General features: G+C 39.2%; 5 protein-coding genes and 1 rRNA gene. 5 read left to right on the forward strand and 1 reads right to left on the reverse strand.

Features of this window, described 5'->3' with window-relative positions:
- Position 1 precedes the first annotated feature (1 nt).
- Positions 2-1,336, reverse strand: a complete 1,335-nt coding sequence (locus FTT78_RS11450) for a pitrilysin family protein (protein WP_225530726.1) — start codon at positions 1,334-1,336, stop codon at positions 2-4.
- A 186-nt stretch (positions 1,337-1,522) separates the two neighbouring features.
- Between FTT78_RS11450 and ftsY the strand changes: the two genes are divergently transcribed.
- From ftsY to FTT78_RS11475, 5 genes are all read left to right on the forward strand, one after another.
- Positions 1,523-2,629: a signal recognition particle-docking protein FtsY gene (ftsY, locus tag FTT78_RS11455; RefSeq protein ID WP_004976589.1), complete on the forward strand. Its 1,107-nt coding sequence runs from the start codon at positions 1,523-1,525 to the stop codon at positions 2,627-2,629.
- A 206-nt stretch (positions 2,630-2,835) separates the two neighbouring features.
- Entirely contained in the window at positions 2,836-3,522 is a 687-nt protein-coding gene (locus FTT78_RS11460; RefSeq protein ID WP_096901452.1) for a nitroreductase family protein, read from the forward strand.
- Positions 3,523-4,110: 588 nt separating this feature from the next.
- Positions 4,111-4,704, forward strand: a complete 594-nt coding sequence (locus FTT78_RS11465) for a nitroreductase family protein (RefSeq protein ID WP_004976581.1) — start codon at positions 4,111-4,113, stop codon at positions 4,702-4,704.
- 194 nt (positions 4,705-4,898) lie between these two features.
- Complete coding sequence (locus FTT78_RS11470) at positions 4,899-5,564, forward strand: DUF2057 domain-containing protein (protein ID WP_096900938.1); 666 nt, start codon at positions 4,899-4,901, stop codon at positions 5,562-5,564.
- 441 nt (positions 5,565-6,005) lie between these two features.
- Positions 6,006-6,118 (forward strand): 16S ribosomal RNA (locus FTT78_RS11475); the annotation flags it as partial.

Genomic DNA, 6,118 nt, shown 5'->3' on the forward strand with positions numbered 1-6,118 from the left:
TTTAAGGTGTTGTGCTTTGAGGTAATAAATACAAGGTGCTAAGTCTGTCTTTGTTAAAGTAACTTTGCGCAACACGTTGCAGATCCTGGGCAGTAATCGCTTGGAAGTGTTGTGGTAAAACATCGATTAAACGGTGACTGAATCCATTGACTTCCAAATTGCCAATGGTTCGGGCTTGTCCTGCCAAATCATCCTGACTATAAATCCAATTGGCCACAAATTGAGTCACCACGCGCTCAATTTCACTTGAATTGACCAAATCCTGTTTTAGCGTATCCACTTCGTTTTGAATCGCGACCTGTGCTTCGCTTAACGTTACACCTGCTGCAGGCAATGCTGAAATACTAAACAAACTATCCCCACGTTGATACGGGTCATAACTGACACTGACTGAGCTAAGAATCTTATTGTTTCTGACCAAGCGCTGTTCTAAACGTGAAGTAATTCCACTGTCTAACAGTTGTTTGATGATAGTGAGCGCGAAGGCATTTTGAGGATTTTTAGCTGTTGCCAATGAACCGACATTCCAAGCCATATATAAATTAGGAACTTGCACAGTCGCAGACAATTCCATGTGCCGATAACCTAATTGTTCAAACTCCAACACATCATTGCGCGGTGGCGTAGGTGCTTTCGGAATATCTCCAAAATACTTTTGGACTTGCAACAATGCGGCTTGATGATCTACATCGCCCACAATCACTAGAATAGCATTATTGGGGCGATACCATTTTTTGTACCACGCCTGTACATCTTGCAGCTGAATGCTTTGCAAGTTTTTCATGTGCCCAATAATGGGTTGGCGATAATGACTGGTTGGGTAGGCAATCCATTTAAAGCGTTCAAAAGCCAAAGCCCGTGGATTATCATCGGTACGTTGCCGCCGTTCTTCCATTACCACCTTAATTTCAGGCTCAAAGTCTTGTTGGCGAAGTAACAAATTACTCATTCTGTCGGCTTCCAACTCTAAAGCCAGTGGGAAATAAGTTTTGGGATAGAGCTGATAATAATTCGTGTAATTGGTAAAGGTTGCTGCATTGACACTGCCACCATAAATACGACTTAAACGGGTAAATTCATCATTCGGCACCTTGGCTGTACCTTTAAACATCATGTGTTCAAGTACGTGCGAAATCCCAAGTGTATTTCCAGACTCATCGCTACTGCCCACTTTGTACCAAATTTGAGTCATCACCATGGGAGAACGATGGTCTTCACGGATAATGACTTTTAAACCATTGTTGAGTGTGGTTTCAAAAGTGTTATTCGCAGCTAAAACTTCAGCATGGCTAATCGAAGCTGTTAAACCCCAAAGCAACGCACAAACAGACTTCATCGAAAATTGGAACATAAGCAAGTGGAGATCAATCGTTATCGGCTTATCTTTCAGAAATTAAAGCGGAAAGGCAAGGATTGCTGTAGGTATTTTTTGTATGCGGCTATGTGGTTGGAATACGAGGTAAAAGCAATTGGTTTATGTTAGAATCCGATTTTTTAACGCAATGCTTTTCAAGGATTCGGCATGCAACAGCAATCTAATGGGCAAAATAAATTTTTGATTGATGCTGATATCGGAGATGATGATGTCACATTACCGAATTTACCAGCGGTAAATATTCCGATTGTTGAAACAACACCTCTACAACAAGCAGAAACCTCTGAACATGCTGCAGAAACATCATCAGACACGGATGCGCCTGCGAAAGGTGGTTTCTTTAGTCGCATGAAAGAAGGGTTAACCAAAACCCGTAAAAACTTTGCCGATGGCATGGTGAATATTCTGATTGGCGGTAAAGAAATTGATGATGAATTATTAGAAGAAGTCGAAGAACAACTGTTGGTTGCAGATATTGGTGTAGATGCAACGAAAACCATTATTGCCAATTTGACCGAGCGTACTGCGCGTGGCGACTTAATTTATTCACATTCTTTATATAAGGCTTTGCAAGAAGAATTAGTGGCTTTGCTTGCGCCACGGGTAAAACCTTTACATATTGATGCCAATAAAACCCCTTATGTGATTTTAGTCGTGGGTGTGAATGGTGTAGGTAAAACCACAACCATTGGCAAGTTAGCGAAACGCTTACAAGGCGAAGGTAAAAAAGTCATGTTGGCCGCAGGGGATACTTTCCGTGCTGCAGCGACAGAACAATTGCAGATTTGGGGTGAGCGTAACGATGTTGCCGTTGTTGCACAAGGTCACGGTGCAGACAGTGCTTCTGTTATTTTCGATGCGTTTGAAAGTGCGCGTGCCAAAGGCATTGATGTGTTAATTGCAGATACTGCTGGACGTTTGCATAACAAAAGCAACCTGATGCAAGAATTGACTAAAGTTAAGCGTGTGATGCAAAAAATTGATGCGACTGCACCGCATGAAGTGATGTTGGTTGTGGATGCAGGCACGGGTCAAAATGCCATTAACCAAGTTGAAATGTTTGATGAGGCTGTTGGCTTAACAGGCATCACCATCACTAAACTGGACGGCACTGCAAAAGGCGGCGTGTTATTTAACATTGCAAGCCGTAGCCATGTGCCAATTCGCTTTATTGGTGTGGGTGAAAAAATTGATGATTTACGTCCATTCTCAGCCAAAGCATTTGTTGCAGCACTGTTTGAAACTGAAAAATAAGTTTTGAATTAAGTTTTAAAGCTAAAATGTAAAATGCTGTAAGTTTCACACAAACTTCGCAAAATGCGGAGTTTGTTGTTTTTAGCGGGTTTGAGTGTTGTAAAAAGCAGCAGCTAAAAATACGAATGTGAATAAAAGCACTTTCGTCTATATAGAATAAGAAAAAATATTAGATTGATTTTGATTGATTTTTTGGGGAAGTCAAAATGACACTGTTAAATAAAATTGGTCATGTGCTTACAGCAGATATCACGAAAGACTTTAAGCTTAAGAAAAAGCCGAACTATGACGCAAATGAACTGACTTTCATCGATCAATTAAAAAAGCGCCGTAGTATTTATGCTTTAGGAAAACGCGTTCATTTTAGCCAAACTTATATGACCGAGCTGATTCAGGAAGCTGTGCGTAGCTGTCCATCGGCACATCATTCACAAAGTACGCGCGTGGTTATTTTATTTTCTGAATCACATAAAAAATTTTGGAATTTAGTACAGGAAGTACAACGTCAGTTTGTACCAGAGCAGGTTTTTGCAGGTACTAAAATGAAAATCGAACAATGTGCAGCAGCTTTTGGCACGGTATTGTTCTATGAAGATCAACAAGTGATTCGTCAATTGCAAAAGAAAATTCCATTTAATGCTGCAGAATTTCCAATTTGGTCGGAGCAAACTTCAGGCATGGCGCAATTTGCAGTGTGGACAGCATTGGCAGATTCAGGCGTGGGTGCATCTTTACAGCATTATAATCCAAACATAGACCGTGCTGTGGCAGAGCATTTTGATATTCCAGATACATGGTTGTTACGTTCACAACTCGTTTTTGGATCAATTGAAGAAGAAGTAACCGAACGGAGTCATGCACACTATCAAAATCAATTTAAAGTCTATGCTTAAATAACAGCATTTGATGAAGATTGGTCAAATCAGCTTATTATTATGTGCTACAAAGAGCGAACCGCAGCATATTTATATTGCAATAGACTATATCTATAGAATAAAAGGTAATAGGGTCTGTTGACACTTCGTCTATGTTTGCGACGTGAGAGATATATCTCGCAAGGTTTTTTAGCTGATATAAGGCATGAGGCAGGAAATTTAGTCATTCTAAATGACTGACTCATAACGCAATAGCAGCAAAAAATATGCTCGTCCTTCGCTGCGCCTTGCGCTGCAAACAAAGCAGTGCTTGTTTTTGCTCAGGCTGTGGCTAAAACTTTCTCAGATTGCGTTATGAAACTTGGCAATAGTCTCGCTATTCCCTGCGTTTCATGCCTGATCTGCTCAGTTTTAGCCTACAGCGCAAGCCATTTATGAAATGTCAACAGACCCTAAATGCAGTCACATACATTTGTCACTTTATATAACTATAATCGTTCTATACATAAAACACACTGTCGTATTTTTTGTAATGTTTATGCTGAATAAAAAGCTTAATATCGCTGTATCAATTAATTTATACAAAATTCTGCAGAGGAATTAAAAATGTCATTTTTAAATCAATTAGAAAAACGCCGTTCAATCTATGCACTTGGTAAAAATGTTTCTGTAGATCAGGCAACTATTGAAAGTACAATCAAACAAGCAGTTCGTTTAAGCCCATCTGCATTTAACTCGCAAACTTCACGTGTTGTGACTTTATACGGTGCATCGCATACACAATTTTGGAACATCGTTTTAGAAACTTTACATAAAATGGTTCCTGCAGAAGCATTTGCAAACACTGAAGCAAAAATTAATAGCTTTATTGCAGGTTTTGGTACAGCTTTATTTTTTGAAGATCAAGATGTTGTAAAAGGTCTACAAGAGCAATTCCCGCTATATGCAGACAACTTCCCAGTATGGTCAGAACATTCGACAGGGATTGCACAATTCGCAGCGTGGACAGCTTTATCTGAAATCAATGTGGGTGCATCATTACAGCACTACAATCCAATCGTAGATGAAGAAGTTGCGCAAACTTATGACATTCCTGCAAACTGGAAACTACGTGCACAATTAGTGTTTGGTTCAATTGAAGCACCTGCTGGTGAAAAAACATTTATGGATGATGCAGCACGTTTCAAAAGCTTTAACTAAGCTCTAGCAACACATACTGCACAGACAAAAAAGTAGGATGATGATTCATCCTACTTTTTTGTTTCTGGGGGTAGTGATGTGCCTTACAACTTACTTATTCATGTGCAAATGCCTAAACCCATGAATTGTCATAAAACTGTCATTTATACATTGCATAGTGCAATCAAACTTTAATAAACGATATAGAGTGAAATATGGCATTTAAATTAGGCATAGCAAGTATTGCATTGATGGCTTGTAGTTCAGCATTTTCAGCAGTAACTATTGCAGTACCTGAAGAAATTAAGTTGCTCGCTGTAAATGATCAACAAATTCGTTCAGGTTTATTCAGTTCTGCACAGCAAGTGAAAGTCAATGCGGGTGAAAATGTCATTAACTTGCGTTATCAACAATATTTTGAACATCATAATGGTGCGCACGATATTTTAAAATCAGACGTCATTACACTCAAAACCCCAATTCTTCAAGATGGCGAAAACTATCGACTCGCTTTGGTAAATCCACCTAAAGACTTCGATGCTGCAAAAGAATTCAAAGATCAACCAAGCGTTGGTTTATATAATCAAAAGAATCAGTTGCTGGTACAACAAACAGGTGCTAAAGCAAACTCAACTGGTTGGTTAGGTGGTAGTTGGCTTAATAAAACTGTAGATACCACTCAAAATAGTGCTGCGGTCAATCAGCCAGCAGCAGTTTATACCGCGGCAGCAGTGTTGCCATCTGAGAAAACCACCTCAGTAACATTGCCTACAGCAAAACAAACACAGGGCAAAGAGCAACAATTGATTCAATTGTGGCAACAAGCCACTAAAGCAGAGCGACAAAAATTCATGTCATGGCTTGCAGAACAAGCCAATTAATGTTGATTTGCAACCAGCTCCATTGAGCTGGTTGTTTTTTGTTATCGCCTTAAAAGGATTTATTTAAAAACCAATCCAGTAACGTGCGAAAAAAAGACAAATTATAAGAAAAGTGTGATAAAAATATGAAATGCGTCTAAAATTTGGGCGGATGGTGCTTTTTTTGAAAAAAACTAAAAAATATATTGCGTCTATTCAAAAACTGTATAGAATACGCAACACACCAACGCAGTGTTGATTGAATTGGTGCTGTTATTGACGAAATAACAGGAAATCATTAAGAGATTATGAAGAACAACTTGTGTGGATTTTTACTGATTGATCGAAATTATTTTCATTGATTGATTGGTTTAAATTACTCGAAGTTTATTTGAGCGAAATTTAAGTCAGAAAATTGATGAGCCAGATTTGGAAGTTTAGATTAAAACTTCAAAATGATTTTAACTGAAGAGTTTGATCATGGCTCAGATTGAACGCTGGCGGCAGGCTTAACACATGCAAGTCGAGCGGGCGAGGTTGCTTCGGTAACTGAGCTAGCGGCGGACGGGTGAGTA

It is taken from the genome of Acinetobacter sp. YH01011, assembly GCF_013420785.1.
Lineage (GTDB): Bacteria > Pseudomonadota > Gammaproteobacteria > Pseudomonadales > Moraxellaceae > Acinetobacter > Acinetobacter towneri.

What these genes read in the sequence shown, in the direction of transcription:
- FTT78_RS11450 (WP_225530726.1), bottom strand. Translation starts at nt 1,336, where the DNA reads ATGAAGTCTGTTTGTGCGTTGCTTTGGGGTTTAACAGCTTCGATTAGC.
- ftsY (WP_004976589.1), top strand. Translation starts at nt 1,523, where the DNA reads ATGCAACAGCAATCTAATGGGCAAAATAAATTTTTGATTGATGCTGAT.
- FTT78_RS11460 (WP_096901452.1), top strand. Translation starts at nt 2,836, where the DNA reads ATGACACTGTTAAATAAAATTGGTCATGTGCTTACAGCAGATATCACG.
- FTT78_RS11465 (WP_004976581.1), top strand. Translation starts at nt 4,111, where the DNA reads ATGTCATTTTTAAATCAATTAGAAAAACGCCGTTCAATCTATGCACTT.
- FTT78_RS11470 (WP_096900938.1), top strand. Translation starts at nt 4,899, where the DNA reads ATGGCATTTAAATTAGGCATAGCAAGTATTGCATTGATGGCTTGTAGT.